Here is a 19,113-nt window from a genome sequence, read left to right as displayed (position 1 = left end):
CCGCTGGGCTGCGCAGCGGCCCCAAAATCTTACGGTCGCTGCGCAACCGAGCGGGAGCAAGCTCCCTCGCCACGGGTGAAATGACCGGTGCTTTATTCGCTATTGCTGCCATGAAACTTGAACAGGTCCCGACGCTGCTTCTTGCTCGGCTTGCCGTCGGTGCTGACCCCCAGGGCGCCGGCCTTGCGTTGCGCGGCGGCGGCTTCACGCTTGGCGATGCTGGCTTCGGTTTCGCGATACAGCGCCTGCGCTTCAGGCGCGCCGCGACGCACGATCGACAGGGCCTCGACCACCACGGTCTTTTCATCGAAGCCGGTGCGGATGACGAATTCATCACCGATACGAGGCTCCTTGCCCGGCTTGCAACGCTCTCCCCGGTGATGGACCTTGCCGCTTTCGATGGCGGTCTTGGCCAGGGCCCGCGTCTTGTAGAATCGCGCCGCCCACAACCATTTATCGAGACGGACCTTGTCGTCCTCTTCCTTTTTTTGTGCCACTGCCATTCCTCTTTTCTGCCAATAGCCAGAACTGTACTACCGTTTTTGTCGAGCGCACGAATCCGGCCCGACGGATAGAATGCCCGCCAAATCGCCTCCACATGCATGGCTTGGCTCGGAATCGGTTACAAGCACAAACAAGTGCGTAGATAACTGTCGCCATTTTGTGATTATTCTGCGTGAATACCGCGATTCGCGGAGTCCACGATCCGATGTACTGATCGCAGGTTTTTTTATTGAAGACTTTTGACCATTTGACCGTTGTCGGTCTGCGCGAGTGGGTGGCGCTCCCGGATTTGGGAGTCGTGGGCCTGCGGGCAAAAATCGACACCGGCGCCAGCACCTCCAGCCTGCATGCCACCGACATCGAGCCGTTCGAGCGCGATGGCGAAAAGTGGGTGCGCTTCACTGCGCACCTCGGCACGGTCGTGCAATTGCGCCATCGCCGCTGCGAAGCCCCGCTGGTGGCCCGCAAGACAATAAAAAGCTCCAACGGCCACGCTCAGGTCCGCTACGTGATCAGCACCACGTTGGCGCTGGGTGATCGGATCTGGCGGGTCGAATTCACCCTCGCCTGCCGCAAGTCCATGCGATACCGCCTGCTACTGGGTTCCAAAGCCTTGATCGACGGCCAATTGGTGGTCAATCCGGGTATCAAATACGTTCAAGACAAGCCGGCATTCCCGGTGTCCACTACCTCTGCCACAGGTGTTGCATGAAGATCGCTGTGCTGTCGCGTAATCCGCGTCTGTATTCCACTCGTCGTCTGGTTGAAGCCGGGACCGAACGAGGCCATGAAATGGTGGTGATCGATACCCTGCGCGCCTACATGAACATCGCCAGCCACAAGCCGCAGATCCATTACCGTGGCAAGCCGCTGGAAGGGTTCGATGCGGTAATCCCGCGCATCGGCGCATCGGTGACGTTTTATGGCTGCGCCGTATTGCGTCAGTTCGAAATGATGGGGGTGTTTCCCCTTAACGAATCGGTGGCCATCGCCCGCTCGCGAGACAAGCTGCGTTCGCTGCAGTTGCTGTCACGGCGCGGGATTGGCCTGCCGGTAACCGGTTTTGCCCACTCCCCCGATGACATTCCCGACCTGATTGCGATGGTCAACGGCGCACCGCTGGTGATCAAGGTGCTGGAAGGCACCCAGGGCATCGGCGTGGTCCTGTGTGAAACCGCGACGGCCGCAGAATCGGTGATCGAGGCGTTCATGGGCCTGAAGCAGAACATCATGGTCCAGGAGTACATCAAGGAAGCCGGTGGCGCGGACATTCGCTGCTTCGTGGTCGGCGACAAGGTGATTGCCTCGATGAAACGCCAGGCCAAGCCCGGAGAGTTCCGCTCCAACTTGCATCGCGGCGGCAGTGCCAGCCTGATCAAGATCACCCCGGAAGAACGCATGACCGCCCTGCGGGCCGCCAAAGTGATGGGCTTGGCCGTAGCGGGCGTGGACATCCTGCGCTCCAACCACGGACCGCTGGTGATGGAAGTCAATTCCTCGCCAGGCCTGGAAGGGATCGAGACCACCACGAGCAAGAACGTGGCGGGGATCATCATCGAGCATCTGGAAAAAAATGGCGGGCCGAACATGACCCGGACCAAGGGCAAGGGCTGACTCAACACAAACCCTGCGGGAGTGAGCCTTTGTGGGAGCCGAGCTTGCTCGCGATGGCGGTGTGTCAGTCAAGATCAACTTTACTGATCCACCGCCATCGCGAGCAAGCTCGCTCCCACAGGTTCTTCCACAGGTATCAGCCAGACGAAGACCGCTACACCGCATCCCGAGGCAGCATCAAGCCCAACGGCAAGCGCACCCGCGCCTCCAACCCGCCACCGACACGGTTACGCAGTTCGACGTTGCCGCCGTGCATCGAGGCGATGCGCTTGACGATGGCCAGGCCCAGCCCCGTGCCCTTCCCGCCCCGGGCGCGATCGCCGCGAGTGAAGGGGTTGAAAATGGCTTCCAGCTCGGAGGGATCGATGCCGGCGCCACGGTCCATGACGCTCAGCACCACGTAAGGCGCGCTGGTGTCACCGGAGACATAGGCCGCGACTTCGACGCCGGTGCCAGCATGGTTCAGTGCATTGCCAATCAGGTTGTTCAGCAAACGCTTCATCGACACCCGGCGCAACGGGAACGGCTGGATCGGCTCCAGGCGCAGGTGCACTTTCTCATCGTTCTGGTTATAGGGCGCGGCCACCTCCCGCACCAATTCACTGAGGTCCACCTCTTCCACAGACTCGTCACGACCGTCGCGAATGAACGCCAGGAACTGGTCGAGAATCGCGTCCATGTCCTCGATGTCGCGGACCATTTCGTCGGTCAGGTCGGTGTGTTCGCCCATCAACTCCAGCGACAACCGTAGCCGGGTCAACGGCGTGCGCAGGTCATGGGAGACACCAGCGAGCATCAGTTCGCGCTCGCGCCCGGCCTGTTCGACGTCCTCGGCCATCTGGTTGAAGGCGCGGTAGACCTCGGTCATCTCGCTGGGCGTATCGCTGATGGGCAGCCGCACGCTGCGCCCCTGGCCCAGTTGGCGGGCAGCGTAGACCAGGCGTTTCAATGGTTGGTTGAGCTGGCTGACGAAGATCCACGCCGACGCCGTCGACAGCAGGCCGATGGCCAGGAACCAGCCGAGCACGTTCCAGATTTTCTGGCCGCGCAGTGGATGGGGGTACAACGGCACTTTCAGCCAGCCATCCCCCAGGCTCGGGGCCCGCACCCACAGCGCCGGCGGCGAGTGCATGCGCAATCGCACCTCGGTATCGGCACCCAGTTCGGCCTGCATCTGGCGTTGATAGATCTCGCTGTAGGGCCAGTGTTGCTCGCCCTCCGGCACGCCGGCACCAACGACGCGGATCAGCGTCGCCGCCTCGGCAATTTTCGCTCGGTTGGTTTCGTCCGCCGCCCAGTAAGCCCGCAGGGTCAAGGCAACGCCGTGGCTGTACTGCCGGTCCACGAGCACGTCTTCGTTCATCAGCAGGTACACCAGCGTCAATGCCTTGGAGAAGAGCACGACGATCAGCACCAGCCAGAGGGTGCGGGAGAAGAAACTCTGGGGGAACCAAACGGGGGTTTTCATGAATAACCGCTACACACTTGCAGGAGCGAGTGATGCTCGCACAATGACAGACCGCGAGTCGCCTGGAAGAAGACATTTCAACCGGCCAGGCCACCCACTCCTACAAATCGCCGATCACTTGCTGGCGGCGCCATCCGGCACGAACACATAACCCACGCCCCACACGGTCTGGATGTACCGTGGCTTGGAAGGATCGGGTTCGATCATCCGGCGCAGACGGGAAATCTGCACGTCGATGGAGCGCTCCAGCGCATCCCATTCACGACCACGGGCCAGGTTCATCAGTTTGTCGCGGGTCAGCGGCTGGCGGGCGTTCATCACCAGGGCCTTGAGCACGGCGAACTCACCCGTAGTGAGCATGTGGACCTCATCGCCGCGCTTGAGCTCGCGAGTGGCCAGGGACAGCTCATAGTCGCCGAAGGTGACGCTTTCATCTTCGCTGCCTGGCGCACCAGGTACCGGCGCCGACTGACGACGCAGCACCGCCTTGACCCGAGCCATCAGCTCGTCGGGGTTGAACGGCTTGGCCAGGTAATCGTCGGCGCCCAGCTCCAGGCCCTTGATACGGCTCAGCTCGTCGCCCTTGGCGGTGAGCATGATGATCGGGATCTGGTTGTTGGCGCCGCGCAGGCGGCGGCAGGCGGTCAGGCCGTCTTCACCGGGCAGCATCAGGTCGAGCACCACCAGGTTGAACACTTCACGGGCCAGCAGTCGATCCATTTGCTCGGTGTTCGGTACGGTGCGGGCGCGGTAGCCCTTGCTGACGAAAAAGCGCTCCAGCAAGCTGCTCAGCCCCGGATCGTCGTCAACAATAAGAATTTTTTCGCCTTCAGCAGTTTGTGCAGTGCTGCTCATAGGAAGCTCCTTTGATCTCGGCGCGCATTATGGCCTAGCTGCCGTTATACGCACCGTGTGCATTGTTAGCAGATTTTTCCTCCATCACCACAAATCCGGGTATCAAGCCTATAGACCATGCCCCCCCTCAGGACGCAACGCTGGTTATAATGCGCGGCCTTTTGTGCCAGGGAATGCCGGATCGTGACCCGGCGTGCCATTTTTTCCCCCTTGGCCAGGCAGCACTTTTTGAATTTCGCGGGTCAACAGGCAGCCTTTTGACCCAGGCAGCGGCGCATGCCAGGCCGCTCAACCAGTCTCGCCGAGCCCTGCTTCTGCGGTGGTGAGCCTGATTTCACAATTTGTCAGGTGGTTTTATGGACAGCATCAACAGCCGCATCGCCGAGGAACTCGGTGTACGCCCACAACAGGTCGAAGCGGCCGTCGCGCTACTCGATGAAGGCTCCACGGTGCCTTTCATCGCCCGTTACCGGAAAGAAGTGACCGGCAGCCTCGATGACACCCAATTGCGGCATTTGGAAGAACGCCTGCGCTACCTGCGAGAACTCGACGAACGGCGCATCAGCATCCTGGCCAGCATCCAGGAGCAGGGCAAGCTGACCCCGCAACTGGAGCGCGACATCAAGCTGGCCGACACCAAGACCCGCCTCGAAGACTTGTACCTGCCCTACAAGCAAAAGCGCCGCACCAAGGGCCAGATCGCCCTGGAAGCCGGCCTCGGCGAGCTGGCCGACGGCCTGTTCAACGACCCAACCCTGGCCCCGGAAACCGAAGCCGCGCGCTTCGTCGATGCCGAAAAAGGCGTGGCGGATGTAAAAGCGGCGCTGGAAGGCGCCAAATACATCCTCATGGAGCGCTTCGCCGAAGACGCCAACCTGCTGGAAAAACTGCGTAGCTATCTCAAGCAGGAAGCCACCCTCAGCGCCCGGGTGATCGCCGGCAAGGAAGAGGAAGGCGCGAAGTTCCGCGACTACTTCGAACACGACGAACCGCTCAAGAGCATGCCGTCCCACCGCGCCCTGGCGATTTTCCGTGGTCGCAACGAAGGCATCCTCAGTTCCGCGCTGAAAGTCGGTGAAGAATTGCCCGGCACCATGCACCCGTGCGAAGGCATGATCGGCCAGCAGTTCGGCATCCAGAACCAGAACCGCGCCGCCGACAAATGGCTGGCCGAAGTGGTGCGCTGGACCTGGAAGGTCAAGCTCTACACCCACCTGGAAACCGACCTGCTGGGCGAATTGCGCGACAACGCCGAGACCGAGGCGATCAACGTGTTCGCCCACAACCTGCATGACCTGCTGCTGGCCGCACCGGCCGGCCCGCGCGCCACCCTGGGCCTGGACCCGGGCCTGCGCACCGGTTGCAAGGTGGCGGTGGTCGACTCCACCGGCAAACTGCTGGACCACGCCACGGTCTACCCGCACGTGCCGCACAACAAGTGGGACCAGACCCTCGCCGTGCTCGCCGCCCTGTGCGCCAAGCATTCGGTGGACCTGATCGCCATCGGCAACGGTACCGCCAGCCGCGAGACCGACAAGCTGGCCGCCGAGTTGATCAAAAAGTACCCAGCCATGAAGATGACCAAAGTCATGGTCTCCGAGGCTGGCGCTTCGGTTTACTCGGCGTCGGAACTGGCCTCCAAGGAATTCCCGGACCTGGACGTGTCGATCCGTGGCGCGGTGTCCATCGCTCGGCGCCTGCAGGATCCACTGGCGGAACTGGTGAAGATCGACCCCAAATCCATCGGTGTCGGCCAGTACCAGCACGACGTTTCCCAATTGAAACTGGCGCGCGGCCTGGACGCGGTGGTGGAGGATTGCGTGAACGCCGTGGGCGTGGACGTGAACACCGCTTCGGTGGCGCTGCTGGCGCGCATCTCCGGCCTGAACGCCACCCTGGCGCAGAACATCGTTACCCACCGTGACGAACACGGCGCGTTCAAGACCCGCGCCGCGTTGAAGAAAGTCCCGCGCCTGGGTGAAAAGACCTTCGAACAGGCCGCCGGCTTCCTGCGGGTGATGAACGGCGATAACCCGCTGGACTCCTCCGCCGTCCACCCTGAAGCCTACCCGCTGGTGCAACGCATCGCCGCCCAGACCGACCGCGACATCCGTTCGCTGATCGGTGACGCCGGGTTCCTCAAGCGCCTGGACCCGAAGAAATTCACCGACGAAACCTTCGGCCTGCCCACCGTCACCGACATCCTCCAGGAACTGGAGAAACCGGGCCGCGACCCGCGTCCCGAGTTCAAGACCGCCGAGTTCCAGGACGGCGTCGAAGACCTCAAGGACCTGCAGCCGGGCATGATCCTCGAAGGTGTGGTGACCAACGTCACCAACTTCGGTGCCTTCGTCGACATCGGCGTGCACCAGGACGGTCTGGTACACATCTCGGCGTTGTCCGAGAAGTTCATCAAGGACCCGCGCGAAGCGGTCAAGGCCGGTGATGTGGTGAAAGTGAAAGTCATGGAAGTCGACATCCCGCGCAAACGCGTCGGCCTGTCGATGCGCATGAGCGACACGCCGGGCGAGAAAGTCGACGGTGCCCGTGGTGCGCGTCCTGGCTCGACGCCACGCCAGTCGCAAAACACCGCGCCGCGCAAGGAAACCGCCACCGCGGCCCCGGCGAACAACGCCATGGCCTCGTTGTTCGCCAACGCCAAGCAGTTGAAGAAACGCTGATGGACGTGCCAGCCGGGTTGGTGGAGAGCGCGTTCTTCAAGCTGCTCGGCTGCCGTCTGCACAGCCTTGGGGACGGGGTGGCGCAAGTCGCCCTGACCCTTGAGCCGCCGCTGCGCAATCGTGGCGGCAAGCTGCACGGCGGCGCGCTGTTCAGCCTGGTGGACATCGCCATGGGACTGGCCTGCTCCAGTGTCCATGGCTTTGACCAGCAGAGCGCGACCATCGAATGCAAGATCAACTACATTCGCGCCGTGTCCGACGGCGACGTGTTGTGCACCGCCCGGGTCATCCACCCGGGCCGGCGCACGCTGGTGGTCGAGGCCGAGGTGCTGCAAGGCGACAAACTGGTCGCAAAAGCGCAAGGCACGTTCGCTGTCCTATAGCTCCCTGTCATCGATTTGAGTTAATTTCGACGCCATGAATGCGGTGTCGAGCTTTTCTGTGGGAGCGAGCTTGCTCGCGATAGCGGTGGATCAGCAACGTTGATGCTGACTGACCATCCGCCATCGCGAGCAAGCTCGCTCCCACAGGGGGGTTGCGGCGATTAGTCTTTGGCCGCATGAAAACCAGGCGAAAACGCCAGTTTTAACTTCACCCTTGTAGACCGTCTTGCCCACCCCCATATTGGGGCGACTGACGCGTGAAGGAATTCAACTTGAGCGACCTTTTAAACCGCCGCCTGGCCCTGCTCGGCGAGCGCGCCAACCTCTCCCTGCTCGAACAGTGCCTGCACGGCATTGAGCGCGAATGCCTGCGCGTCACCGGTGATGGGCACCTGGCGCAGACTCCACATCCCAAGGCCCTGGGCTCGGCGCTGACCAACGAACAGATCACTACCGACTATTCCGAGTCGCTGTTGGAGTTCATCACGCCGGCCCTGGCCAACCCGGCCGATACCCTGCGCAGCCTCGACAAGATCCACCGGTTTGCCTACAGCAAACTGGGCGACGAGTACCTGTGGAGCCCTTCGATGCCGTGCCCGTTGCCGGCGGAAGAGGACATCCCGATCGCGTATTACGGCACCTCGAACATCGGTCGGCTCAAGTACGTCTATCGCAAGGGCCTGGCCCTGCGCTACGGCAAGACCATGCAATGCATTGCCGGGATCCACTACAACTTTTCCCTGCCGGAAAAGCTCTGGCCGCTGCTCCGCCAGGCCGAAGGCGTCGAGGCCAGTGACCGTGACTTCCAGTCGTCGGCCTACATTGCGCTGATCCGCAATTTCCGCCGCTACAGCTGGTTGCTGATGTACCTGTTCGGCGCCTCGCCGGCCCTGGACGCCGGTTTCCTGCGGGGTCGCCCGCACCAGTTGGAACAACTGGACCCCGACACCCTGTACCTGCCCTACGCCACCAGCCTGCGCATGAGCGACCTGGGTTACCAGAGCAACGCCCAGGCTGGCCTCACGCCTTGCTACAACGACCTGGCCAGCTACACCGACAGCCTGCGCAAAGCGGTGGCGACGCCTTATGCGCCGTACGTCGAAGTCGGCACCCACCAGAACGGTGAGTGGGTGCAGCTCAACACCAACATCCTGCAGATCGAAAACGAGTACTACTCCAATATCCGCCCCAAACGCGTGACCTACACCGGCGAGCGACCGATCCAGGCCTTGATGGCCCGGGGTATCCAGTACGTCGAAGTGCGTTGCCTGGACATCAACCCGTTCCTGCCGATGGGCATCGACCTCACCGAATCGCGATTCCTCGATGCGTTCCTGCTGTATTGCGGCCTCAACGACAGCCCGCAGCTGGAAAACAACGAATGCAGCAACGCCACGAGCAACTTCCTGACCGTGGTCAAGGAAGGCCGCAAGCCTGGCCTGCAATTGCAGCGCCAGGGCCAATCGGTGGACATGCAGGCCTGGGCCGTCGAATTGCTCGAAAAGATCGCGCCGCTGGCCTCGCTGCTCGACCAAAGCCAAGGTGGCGATGCCCACCGCCAGGCACTGGACGCGCAATTGGCGAAAGTCCGCGACCCGTCCCTGACGCCCTCCGCCCAGGTGCTGGCCGCCATGGCCGAGCATCAGGAAAGCTTCGCCCAGTTCTCCCTGCGCCAAAGCAAGGCCCACGCTGAGTTCTTCCGCGCCGAACCGTTGCCCGCCCAGGAACAGACTGCATTCGAGGAAACCGCCCGTGAATCCCTGGTCCAGCAAACTGAGCTGGAGCAGAACGAGGTGGGGGATTTCGACGTGTTCGTGGGTTCATATCAGGCGAGCATCCTGGCGATCAGTAACTGACCGAGCATTCCCATGACTCCCGCGTGGGAATGCAGCTTTGTGGCGAGGGGATTTATCCCCGCTGGGCTGCGTAGCAGCCCCGAAGCAGCCAACTCGATTCCACCTGATGCACCGCGTGTTCAGGTTTGGGGCCGCTTCGCAGCCCAACGGGGATAAATCCCCTCGCCACAGGGTGTCAGGCGTTATTCAGCCGACGAAGGCTTCTCCCAAAGATTGATCCCGCCTTCCAGGGCAAACCGATCGATCTGCGCCAGTTCTTCGGCACTGAAGCTCAGGTTCTTCAGCGCCCCGACGTTCTCGATAATCTGCTCCGGCCGGCTGGCGCCGATCAGCGCGCTGGTCACGCGTGGATCGCGCAGGGTCCAGGCCAGGGCCATTTGCGCCAGGCTTTGGCCGCGCCGCTGGGCGATCTCATTGAGGGCACGTACATGGGCGATGTTTTCCTCCGACAGGTGCGAAGCCTGCAATGAGCCGCCGCCCGGACGGTTCACCCGCGCATCGGCCGGAATGCCCTTGAGGTACTTGTCGGTCAACAGGCCCTGGGCCAGTGGCGTGAAAGCGATCACACCGGTACCCAGTTCGTCGGTGGCGTCCAGCAGGTCTTTTTCCACCCAGCGGTTGAGCAGGTTGTAGGCCGGCTGGTGAATCAGCAGCGGGACTTTCCACTCTTTGAGCAGCGCCGCCATTTCCCGGGTCTTCACCCCGGAATACGAAGAAATGCCGATGTACAACGCCTTGCCCTGCTGTACGGCAGTGGCCAGTGCGCTGGCGGTTTCTTCCAGCGGGGTGTCGGGGTCGAAGCGGTGGGAATAGAAGATATCCACATAGTCCAGCCCCAGGCGTTGCAGGCTCTGGTCGAGGCTGGCGAGCACGTATTTGCGTGAGCCACCGCCCTGGCCGTATGGGCCCGGCCACATGTCCCAACCGGCCTTGCTGGAGATGATCAACTCATCGCGGTACTGCTTGAAATCTTCGCGCAGCAACCGGCCGAAATTGATCTCGGCACTGCCGTAGGGCGGGCCGTAGTTGTTCGCCAGGTCGAAGTGGTTGATGCCCAGATCAAACGCCGTACGCAGCAAGGCGCGCTGGGTATCGATGGGCGTACTGTCGCCAAAGTTGTGCCACAAGCCCAGCGACAGCGCCGGCAGCACCAGCCCGCTGCGACCAACGCGGCGATAAGGAATGGATTCGTAGCGGTTTTGCGCAGCGGTGTAGGTCATCGAAAGGCTCTCTGTTCGGACGCTGGTGGCAGAAGCTAACACTTCACAGACGCATCGGTCAGGCTGAAAGTTCGCATAGGGTGGGAGCGAGCTTGCTCGCGATAGCGGTGGATCAGCCAACGAAAATATCGCCTGGCAAGGCCCCATCGCGAGCAAGCTCGCTCCCACAAGGCCAGCGATATCCACGGACCACATTAACGCGCCTGCGCAAACACCTCCGCCACCCAATCCACAAATACGCGCACCCGCGGCGACATGAGTCGGTTGTGCGGATAGAGCACCGACACCGGCATGGACGGTGGTGGGGTGGCGGTGAGGACTTCCTGCATCAGGCCCTGCCGGATCGGCTCTTCCATCCGGTAATGTGGGCATTGGATCAAGCCCAGGCCGGCGATGGCCGAGGCGGCATAGATTTCGGCGCCGGATACCGACAGCGAGCCTCCGATCGGGACCTCCTTGAGCACGCCATCGACCATGAACTCAAACGGATACAGTTTGGCGGTGGTCCGCGAGACGTAATTCACCGCCTTGTGATGTTTCAAGTCATCGAGGCACTTCGGCTCGCCGTACTGGCGCAAGTAACCGGGACTGGCACAGGTGATCTGCCGAAGATTGGCGACACGCCGACCGATCAATGACGAATCCGCCAGCTCACCGGAGCGCAGCACGCAATCGACGCCTTCGGCGATCAGGTCGACGAAACGATCCGCCTCGCTGATGAACAGTTCTATTTCCGGATAGCGGGCCATGAATTGCGGCAACGCCGGAATCACGAAATACCGTGCCTGGGTACCGTGCAAGTCCACCCTCAACTTGCCTTTGGGCGCCACGCCGCGAAACGCCAGTTCGGCTTCTTCGAGTTCCGCCAACAGTTGCACGCAGCGCGGGTAATAGGCTTCGCCATCGAGGGTCGGGCGCACCTTGCGGGTACTGCGCTCCAACAAGCGAACGCCCAGCCAGGCTTCAAATTGATTGAGGGTGTGGGTCAGCGTGGCCCGTGGCATGTTCAAGTCTTCAGCGGCCAGGGTGAAACTGCTTCGCTCGTAGATGCGCACGAACACCTTCATCGCTTTGACTTGATCCATCTGAATCCGGCGCCTTTATTGTTAGTGATTGTTGAACAGTCAAGGCAACTTTCGAGCATTTATCGCCGAGAGTAAACATGTGAACCTGACTTCACCCACTTCAAGAGGACTCAAGCATGCCGACTCAAACGTCCAAAGTTGCGATCATCACCGGTGCTTCCCGCGGCATCGGCGCCGAAATCGCCAAGCAACTGGCCAGCGACGGTTTCGCCGTCGTCGTCAACTACGCCAACAGCGCCAGCGAGGCGTCCAAGTTGGTGGTGCAACTACGCCAGGCCGGCCACCAAGCCATAGCGGTGAAGGCAGATGTATCCTCTGCCGCCGATGTGCGTCGGATGTTCGATGAAACCGAAGCGCAGCTGGGCAAGGTCGATGTGTTGATCAACAACGCCGGCATCCTCCAGGTGATGCCCCTGGCGCAGCACAGCGACGAGCTGTTCGACCAGACGTTCGCCATCAACACCCGTGGCACCTTCAATACCCTGCGCGAAGCCGCGACCCGTCTGAACGACGGTGGCCGCATCGTGAATTTTTCCAGCAGCACCGTGGGCCTGAACCTGCCCGGCTACTCGGTGTATATCGCCAGCAAGGCCGCGGTGGAATCCCTGACCCAGGTGTTCGCCAAGGAACTGCGCGGTCGGCAGATCACGGTCAACGCGGTGGCCCCCGGCCCCGTCGCCACCGAGCTGTTCATGCACGGCAAGAGTGAAGAGCAGGTGCAGCACTTCGCTAAAATGCCGCCCTTGGAACGCCTCGGCCAGCCACAAGACATCGCCAACATCGTCACGTTCCTGGTGAGCCCGGTCGCTGGCTGGGTGAATGGGCAGATCCTGCGGGCCAACGGTGGGCTGGTCTGAGGCTTTTTCCTGCATCGCCAGCTAAACCGCCATCGTCGGATCGCCGCCCGGAGCAGCTCGCTCCCACAGGGGTCAAGTGATTCCCTTGTGGGAGCGAGCTTGCTCGCGATGCGGTCGGTGCAGATGAATCAGCGCACCAAATGCAGGAACTGCAGGTGCCGCTCGTACTGGTCGAGGATGTCGTTGATGACTTGCTCCTTGGTGTAGCCCACCAGGTCGTAATCCTGGCTGCCTTCGCTCAAGTGCACCTCGGCGCGGTAGTAACGGCGGTTGTTGAGTTCCTTGGAGCCCATGCCGCCGCGGGCGAAGGACGGCGTGAAGTAGCCGCGCATCTGCACCTGGTAGATGAACGGATGCTGCTCGCCGTGGCCGATCTCCAGGCTGACGTTGTCATTGGCCGGGTCGGGCTGGGCCACCACCGTCAGGCCCTTTTCGACAAACACCGCGGTCACCTCTTCAATGGCCGGTCGCACCGTCGTGTCGAGGAAACGGTACACCTCATCACGGGACGGAAAATGCACCGCCTGGCTCAAGCGCTGGCGCCAGCCGCCCGTGCCCCGACGTGAGCCCGACACCGGCGCCAGGGAGTGCAATTGCGCGATCTGCTTCTGCGACTCCAGGTAAAAGGCCTTGTGCAGGCCCCACATCATCAGCAGCAGAATCAACGAGAACGGCAGGGACGTCAGCACCACCGCCGACTTCAAGGCATCGATGCTGCCGGAGAACAGCAACGCGCTGGTCACCAGGGCCGTCATCGCGCCCCAGAACACCCGCAGCCATTTCGGCCCGTCCTCATCGGGGTTGCCGCCCTTGGCTGACAACGTCGACAGCACCACGGTGCCCGAATCGGCGGACGTGACGAAGAACACGAAACTGATGAACACGGTGACCGCGATGACGGTCTTGCTCCAGGGATAGGTTTCCAGCAGCAGGTAAAGGCTCATCGACGGGTTTTCCAGGGCGGACATGCCCAGGGCACTCATGCCGTGGTTCAGCACCTGGTCGATGGCGCTGTTGCCGAAGATCGACATCCACGCCAGGGTGAAACCCAGGGGAATCAGCAGCACGCCAAAGACGAATTCGCGGATGGTGCGGCCACGGGAAATCCGTGCGATGAACAGCCCCACGAACGGCGACCACGCGATCCACCAGGCCCAGTAGAACACCGTCCAGCCGCCCAGCCAGTCGCTGGGTTCGTTGTAGGCGTACAGGTCGAAGCTCTTCATCGGCAGGGCGCCGAGGTAATCGCCAATGTTCTGGATCAAGGTGTTGAGCAAGTGCTGGGTGGGCCCGGCGAACAACACGAACAGCAACAACGCGCAGGCCAGCAGCATGTTGATGTCGGACATGACCCGCACGCCCTTGTCGACACCGGCCACCGCCACGATGATCGCCGCGCCCATCATCAGCACGATCAGGCCGACTTGAATCCACTGGGTGTGGGCGATGCCGAACAGGTAGTCAAGCCCGGAATTGAGGTGCAGCACACCAAAGCCCATGTCCGCGCCGAGGCCGAACACCGTGGCAATAATGCCGAAGCCGTCCACGGCGTAGCCGATGGGGCCGTTGATGCGCTTGCCGATCAGCGGGTACAGCGCCGAACGCAGGGCCAGTGGCAAATTGTGCCGGTAGGCGAAATACGCCAGGGCCATGCCGACGAATGCGAAAACGCCCCAGCCGTGCAGGCCCCAATGCAAGAACAAGATCTGCATGGCCTGGCGCGCCGCCTCGGCGGTACCGGCCTCGCCCTGGGGCGGCTGGACCATGTGGGTCAGCGGCTCGGACACGCAGAAGAAAAACAGGGTGATGCTGATGCCGGCGGCGAACAGCATGCCGGCCCAGGACAGATAACTGAACTCGGGCTCGTCGTGGTCGGCACCGAGCTTGATCTTGCCGTAGCCGGACAAGGCGGTGACCACCACGAAGACCAGATACAGCGTCATCGCCAGCATGTAGTACCAGCCGACCGTATTGGCCGCCCAGTTCTGCGCGGCCAGCAACCAGGCGCCGGCCTGCGCGGGCATGGCAATCACCACCAGGCCGAACAGCAGGATAAAGGTCGCGGCGAAGTAAAAGACCGGCGGGTTCATGCGGACCAGGCCGCTGGGTGGCAGGGACGAGGCACTCATGAAACAAGCACCTCGGGAAAAAGAATCGGGGTGGTCGAAAACGGACTCGGCAAAGGCAAGCCTCCTGTTGTGAGCGGGCAGCAAACCGAAGGTTTAACTTGAATGAACGTTCAAGTTAAACATAAATAGGTAGCTAAGGACTAATCGCAGGGCTCGGCGGCACGCTTCCTACACTAGCCTACGAGAGGGTATGACGTTGCCAGAAGAGCATTCGTTCAGTGTTCAAAGGCAGATGCCCAGCCAAACACAGCCCCTGTGGGAGCGAGCTTGCTCGCGATGGCGGCCTGACATTCAACATCTTCATTGACTGCTACACCGCTATCGCGAGCAAGCTCGCTCCCACAGGTTTTTCGGCGTTCACAAATCATTCGCCACCCCGTTTACACCCCGACAAATGATTGCCGGTTGCCCATGAATATCGGCGTGCCTATAGTCCAGACATTGCCTACAACCAGTACGGACCCATGATCAAAGAACAGCTGTCTCGCTTTAACCGTCTCGACCTGCTCGGCCATCCGACACCGTTGGAAAAACTCGACCGCCTCTCCAGCTGGCTCGGCCGGGACATCTATATCAAGCGTGACGACCTGACGCCCCTGGCCATGGGCGGCAACAAACTGCGCAAGCTCGAATACCTGGCCGCCGATGCCATCGCCCAAGGCGCCGATACCCTCATCACCGCCGGGGCGATCCAGTCCAACCATGTACGCCAGACCGCCGCCCTCGCAGCGAAGCTGGGCCTGGGTTGCGTGGCCTTGCTGGAAAACCCCATCGGCACCGAAGACAGCAATTACCTGGGCAACGGCAACCGGCTGCTGCTGGAGTTGTTCGACGCCAAGGTCGAGCTGGTGGACAACCTGGATAACGCCGATGAACAACTACAGGCCCTGGCCGGTCGCCTGCGCAGCAACGGGAAAAAACCCTACCTGGTGCCGATTGGTGGTTCGAACGCCTTGGGTGCGTTGGGTTATGTGCGCGCCGGCCTGGAACTGGCCGAGCAGATCAAGGACACCGGGATTGAATTCGCCGCTGTGGTCCTGGCCTCGGGCAGTGCCGGAACCCACAGCGGCCTGGCGCTGGCGCTGAGCGAAACCCTGCCGGCACTGCCTGTCATCGGCGTGACGGTTTCGCGCAGCGAGGAGGACCAGTTTCCGAAGGTCCAGGGCCTGGCCGAGCGCACGGCAGGGTTACTCGAAGTCGCCCTTCCAGAAGCGTTCAAAGTGAACCTGTGGGACGAATATTTCGCCCCCCGCTACGGTGAACCGAACGCCGGGACACTGGCGGCGGTCAAGCTGCTGGCCAGCCAGGAAGGGCTGCTGCTCGATCCGGTCTACACCGGCAAGGCCATGGCCGGCCTGCTCGACGGCCTGGGTCGCGACCGTTTCGACGAAGGCCCGATCATCTTCCTGCACACCGGCGGCGCACCGGCGTTGTTTGCCTACAGCGCGGCGTTCCAGGCTTAGTGGAGGCTTCGGTGGGAGCGAGCTTGCTCGCGATAGCGGCATGTCAGCTGCATAAATTTCGGCTGATCCACCGCGATCGCGAGCAAGCTCGCTCCTACAAGTTGTCATTCCAAATAAACATATGCGCTTGATTTAATATTATTTTCCAATCTATAAAAGCCATCCTATAGTCTCGCCGCAGGCGCATTTGCCGCGAGACGCCCAAGCTGCTTTAAGGCAGGATGTGGCAATCTTTTCGGATCGCGGCTACGCCTTATCTCAGCCAAAATAACCTCTTCATAAGAAAACACAGGGGCTTGTCATGAATTTTTCCGCATTACGTCGCAACCTGTTGGTCGGTTCGCTGGGCCTGGCATTGAGCGCCGGGCTGTTGGGGCAAGCAGTTGCCGGTGAGCAGCTGCAGAAAATCAAGGATGCTGGCGAAATCAAGATCGGCCTGGAAGGCACTTACCCACCGTTCAGCTTCGTTGATGACAGCGGCAAACTGACCGGCTTCGAAGTGGAGTTCTCCGAAGCCCTGGCCAAGGAACTGGGTGTGAAGGTCAAGCTGCAGACGACCCCATGGGCCGGCATTCTCGCGGCACTGGAATCCAAGCGTCTGGACGCAGTGGTTAACCAGGTGACCATCTCCGAGGAGCGTAAGAAAAAATACGATTTCTCCGAGCCGTACACCGTTTCCGGGATTCAAGCGCTGGTACTGACCAAGAAAGCCGACGAGCTGAACATCAAGAAGGCCGCTGACCTGGACGGTAAAAAAGTCGGCGTGGGCTTGGGCACCAACTACGAACAGTGGGTAAAAGCTGAAGTACCGGGCGCCCAAGTCAAAACCTACGATGACGACCCAACCAAGTTCCAGGATCTGCGCGTCGGTCGTATCGACACCATCCTGATCGACCGTCTGGCCGCACTGGAATACGCCAAGAAAGCCAAGGACACCACCGTCACCAGCGAAGCCTTTTCGCGCCAGGAGTCCGGTATTGCCCTGCGCAAAGGCGAGCCTGAGCTGTTGGCAGCCGTGAATAAAGCCATCGAAAAACTGCGCGCCGACGGTACGCTGAAAAAGCTTTCGGAAAAATACTTCAGCGCTGACGTTACCCAATAATGGAAGCAGCTCTTCAACTCGCACTGGACTCCGCGCCCTTCCTGCTCAAGGGCGCGTATTACACGGTCTTCCTCAGCCTGGGCGGTATGTTTTTCGGCCTGCTGATGGGGTTCGGCCTGGCGCTGATGCGCCTATCGCGCTTCAAACTGGTGAACTGGATCGCCCGCATCTACGTGTCGTTCTTTCGCGGCACGCCGTTGCTGGTACAGTTATTCGTGATCTATTACGGATTGCCGCAACTGGGCATCGAGCTGGATCCGCTCCCGGCGGCCCTGATCGGTTTCTCGCTGAACATGGCCGCCTACGCCTGTGAAATCCTGCGGGCCGCCATCAGCTCCATCGAGCGCGGCCAGTGGGAAGCGGCGGCAAGCATCGGCATGACCCGCGCCCAGACCCTGCGCCGGGCCATCCTGCCGCAAGCCGCACGCACGGCCCTGCCTCCGCTGGGCAACAGCTTCATTTCCCTGGTCAAGGACACCGCGCTGGCGGCGACCATCCAGGTACCGGAGCTGTTCCGCCAGGCGCAGTTGATCACCGCGCGAACCTTCGAAATCTTCACCATGTACCTTGCCGCCGCGCTGATCTATTGGGTTCTGGCCAGCGTGCTCTCGCACCTGCAGAACGTCCTGGAAGCCCGGGTCAATCGGCATGACCAGGAGTCCTGACCCATGATTGTCGTGGAAAAACTGACAAAGCAGTTCAAGGGCCAGGTGGTGCTCAACGGCATCGACTTGAAGATCGAAGAAGGCGAAGTAGTTGCAATCATCGGCCCCAGCGGCTCGGGCAAGACCACTTTCCTGCGCTGCTTGAACTTCCTCGAAGAGCCTACCAGCGGCCGGATCAAGGTCGGCGACATCGAAATCGATGGCAGTCGTCCGCTGAACCAGCAGCAGAACCTGGTGCGCCGTTTGCGCCAGCAGGTAGGCTTTGTGTTCCAGAACTTCAACCTGTTTCCCCATCGCACCGCACTGGAAAATGTCACTGAAGGCCCGCAGGTGGTGAAGAAAATGCCCCGCGCCGAAGCCGAAGCCCTGGGGCGCAAGCTCTTGGCCAAGGTCGGCTTGGCCGGCAAGGAGGACGCCTATCCACGGCGCCTTTCCGGCGGCCAGCAACAGCGCGTGGCGATTGCCCGGGCGTTGGCGATGGAACCGGCGGTGATCCTGTTCGACGAGCCAACCTCGGCCCTCGATCCGGAACTGGTGGGCGAGGTGCTGGCAACCATTCGCGGCTTGGCCGAAGAAAAGCGCACCATGGTCATCGTGACCCACGAAATGGGCTTCGCCCGGGACGTGGCCAACCGCGTGGTGTTCTTCGACAAAGGCGTGATCGTCGAACAAGGCGAAGCCAAGACCTTGTTTGCAGCCCCCAAGGAAGAACGCACGCGGCAGTTCCTCAGCAAGTTCCTTTCAGCCGGACACGGCGCCCAGTAATTTGATGTCATCACTTCCAAGGATGGAAGTGAGGCCGTCGCACAGTTAATACAGCACCTACACTTGCTTCATTCCAACGACATAACTTGCAACTTCCCTCCCAGCAATTCCTTGATTATTTTATACAGCCTCAAAATCCCGCAAACCTAGGAAAAAGGCCTTTCACATTGCGCATTCTTAACATGCACGCGTAGGAACTTTCTGAAGACTTTCACAATGAGTTATTAAGCAACCTGCTCTATTGACACTGAAACTACAGAGCCCTTATCTAGTGCCCAACAGGCGATGCACCTTATTTAGTTTGCAAAGTAACTAAGCACAAACAGCCTATAGGGCTGCATAAATAAATCTATCGCGAATATTCATCGCCTTCGATCTTCACGAAACGGACTTAGTTTACAAGCATCAAGGAGAACACCATGACATGTAAGTCGAAGAGTCCTGAACTGGCCGCCCCCACCCTGGC

At 61.0% G+C, this 19,113-nt stretch carries 16 protein-coding genes; 10 read left to right on the top strand and 6 right to left on the bottom strand.

The genetic code is table 11. The annotated features are described in order from the left end of the window. Positions 1-92: 92 nt before the first annotated feature. The gene (locus LQ215_RS27050) at positions 93-497 is read right to left on the bottom strand and encodes an RNA-binding S4 domain-containing protein (protein ID WP_092169204.1); all 405 of its coding nucleotides are present in this window, start codon (positions 495-497) and stop codon (positions 93-95) included. Between the two features lie 254 nt (positions 498-751). On the opposite strand from LQ215_RS27050, the gene LQ215_RS27045 reads away from it, so the two are divergent. Continuing rightward, entirely contained in the window at positions 752-1,216 is a 465-nt protein-coding gene (locus tag LQ215_RS27045) for an ATP-dependent zinc protease family protein (protein WP_170845936.1), read from the top strand. Further along, a complete protein-coding gene (gene rimK, locus LQ215_RS27040; RefSeq protein ID WP_003196697.1) occupies positions 1,213-2,118 on the top strand; it encodes a 30S ribosomal protein S6--L-glutamate ligase in 906 nt (301 codons plus the stop codon). The genes LQ215_RS27045 and rimK overlap by 4 nt, the downstream gene beginning before the upstream one ends. Before the next feature lie 154 nt (positions 2,119-2,272). Here rimK and LQ215_RS27035 read toward each other — a convergent pair whose 3' ends face one another. After that, entirely contained in the window at positions 2,273-3,586 is a 1,314-nt protein-coding gene (locus LQ215_RS27035; protein WP_003196694.1) for an ATP-binding protein, read from the bottom strand. Between the two features lie 114 nt (positions 3,587-3,700). Further along, positions 3,701-4,441 (bottom strand): osmolarity response regulator transcription factor OmpR, encoded by a 741-nt coding sequence (gene ompR / locus LQ215_RS27030; RefSeq protein WP_003196691.1) that lies wholly within the window; start codon positions 4,439-4,441, stop codon positions 3,701-3,703. A 356-nt stretch (positions 4,442-4,797) separates the two neighbouring features. On the opposite strand from ompR, the gene LQ215_RS27025 reads away from it, so the two are divergent. The 3 genes from LQ215_RS27025 to gshA all read left to right on the top strand — a co-directional run bounded on the left by LQ215_RS27025 (position 4,798) and on the right by gshA (position 9,361). After that, the gene (locus LQ215_RS27025) at positions 4,798-7,122 is read left to right on the top strand and encodes a Tex family protein (protein ID WP_230153364.1); all 2,325 of its coding nucleotides are present in this window, start codon (positions 4,798-4,800) and stop codon (positions 7,120-7,122) included. Further along, entirely contained in the window at positions 7,122-7,505 is a 384-nt protein-coding gene (locus LQ215_RS27020) for a PaaI family thioesterase (protein ID WP_230153363.1), read from the top strand. The genes LQ215_RS27025 and LQ215_RS27020 overlap by 1 nt, the downstream gene beginning before the upstream one ends. Positions 7,506-7,777: 272 nt before the next feature. Further along, entirely contained in the window at positions 7,778-9,361 is a 1,584-nt protein-coding gene (gene gshA, locus LQ215_RS27015; protein WP_230153362.1) for a glutamate--cysteine ligase, read from the top strand. 182 nt (positions 9,362-9,543) lie between these two features. Here gshA and mgrA read toward each other — a convergent pair whose 3' ends face one another. Together mgrA and LQ215_RS27005 are read right to left on the bottom strand one after the other, a co-directional pair. Then, positions 9,544-10,581 (bottom strand): L-glyceraldehyde 3-phosphate reductase, encoded by a 1,038-nt coding sequence (gene mgrA / locus LQ215_RS27010; RefSeq protein ID WP_003196675.1) that lies wholly within the window; start codon positions 10,579-10,581, stop codon positions 9,544-9,546. Positions 10,582-10,775: 194 nt separating this feature from the next. Next, positions 10,776-11,666 (bottom strand): LysR family transcriptional regulator, encoded by an 891-nt coding sequence (locus LQ215_RS27005; RefSeq protein ID WP_230153361.1) that lies wholly within the window; start codon positions 11,664-11,666, stop codon positions 10,776-10,778. 116 nt (positions 11,667-11,782) lie between these two features. Here LQ215_RS27005 and LQ215_RS27000 point away from each other — a divergent pair, with 116 nt between their 5' ends. Then, on the top strand, positions 11,783-12,523 hold the full coding sequence (locus tag LQ215_RS27000) for an SDR family oxidoreductase (protein WP_230153360.1): 741 nt from the start codon (positions 11,783-11,785) through the stop codon (positions 12,521-12,523). 128 nt (positions 12,524-12,651) lie between these two features. Here LQ215_RS27000 and betT read toward each other — a convergent pair whose 3' ends face one another. Next, on the bottom strand, positions 12,652-14,613 hold the full coding sequence (gene betT, locus LQ215_RS26995; protein WP_167331293.1) for a choline transporter BetT: 1,962 nt from the start codon (positions 14,611-14,613) through the stop codon (positions 12,652-12,654). A 503-nt stretch (positions 14,614-15,116) separates the two neighbouring features. Between betT and LQ215_RS26990 the strand changes: the two genes are divergently transcribed. From LQ215_RS26990 to tcyN, 4 genes are all read left to right on the top strand, one after another. Beyond that, positions 15,117-16,115 (top strand): D-cysteine desulfhydrase, encoded by a 999-nt coding sequence (locus tag LQ215_RS26990; RefSeq protein WP_230153359.1) that lies wholly within the window; start codon positions 15,117-15,119, stop codon positions 16,113-16,115. A gap of 301 nt (positions 16,116-16,416) precedes the next feature. Next, a complete protein-coding gene (gene tcyJ / locus LQ215_RS26985; protein WP_003196665.1) occupies positions 16,417-17,217 on the top strand; it encodes a cystine ABC transporter substrate-binding protein in 801 nt (266 codons plus the stop codon). Then, complete coding sequence (gene tcyL, locus LQ215_RS26980) at positions 17,217-17,882, top strand: cystine ABC transporter permease (RefSeq protein ID WP_230153358.1); 666 nt, start codon at positions 17,217-17,219, stop codon at positions 17,880-17,882. Before tcyJ ends, tcyL begins: the two co-directional genes overlap by 1 nt. Positions 17,883-17,885: 3 nt before the next feature. Further along, on the top strand, positions 17,886-18,647 hold the full coding sequence (gene tcyN / locus LQ215_RS26975; RefSeq protein ID WP_230153357.1) for an L-cystine ABC transporter ATP-binding protein TcyN: 762 nt from the start codon (positions 17,886-17,888) through the stop codon (positions 18,645-18,647). The last annotated feature ends 466 nt before the right edge of the window (positions 18,648-19,113 follow it).

Source organism: Pseudomonas brassicacearum (assembly GCF_918698105.1).
Taxonomy (GTDB): domain Bacteria; phylum Pseudomonadota; class Gammaproteobacteria; order Pseudomonadales; family Pseudomonadaceae; genus Aquipseudomonas; species Aquipseudomonas brassicacearum_F.
The sequence above is the reverse complement of the archived record's forward strand: the minus strand, read 5'-3'. Positions and strand labels throughout refer to the sequence as shown.